Origin of the sequence: Paraburkholderia sp. SIMBA_053, from assembly GCF_046534895.1 — a bacterium.
GTDB lineage: Bacteria > Pseudomonadota > Gammaproteobacteria > Burkholderiales > Burkholderiaceae > Paraburkholderia > Paraburkholderia caledonica.
The window spans coordinates 1-406 of record NZ_JAWRXU010000159.1; the positions used below are offsets into that span (position 1 = coordinate 1).

2 protein-coding genes are annotated in these 406 nt (G+C 71.7%); one reads left to right on the top strand and one right to left on the bottom strand.

What is annotated here, in order from left to right:
- Nucleotides 1-211 (top strand): hypothetical protein (locus tag SB753_RS35050; protein WP_410804643.1); only part of this gene is annotated, 211 nt, incomplete at its 5' end.
- A 2-nt stretch (nt 212-213) separates the two neighbouring features.
- Here the strand turns inward: SB753_RS35050 and SB753_RS35055 are convergent.
- Nucleotides 214-406 (bottom strand): hypothetical protein (locus tag SB753_RS35055; protein WP_410804644.1); only part of this gene is annotated, 193 nt, incomplete at its 5' end.

Consider the following 406-nt stretch of genomic DNA (forward strand, 5'->3'; position numbering starts at 1 on the left):
GTCACAGCCCGCGCCGCAGGCCACCGGTTCGCTACCCCGCCTAGTCGCGGGAGCACTGAGCGGCCTGGTCGGTGTACTGATGCTCCTGGTACTCGGCACATCCGTCGCGACCGCTCTGATCGCGGTCGCCCTGATCCTCGCGGCGCTCCGACTCGCGTCTCAGTCGACGCCGCTGCCGCCGGTCGGAGTGCGCACGCTCGTCCCCGCATAGGGTCATCCCAGGCCCGGTGCTGCCAGCGCGTCACCGACATCGTCCGCGTGTCGGAGGGCGAGAACGAACAGGGGCACCACGGCGCGCACGCCCAACCGCACGTCGCGGGCTCGCGACGCATCCCGCACGCGCTCCGCGAAGCCGGCGATCACGGGGATCGTCGTGATCGTGAGCGAGATCGTGAGCGCCACCGCG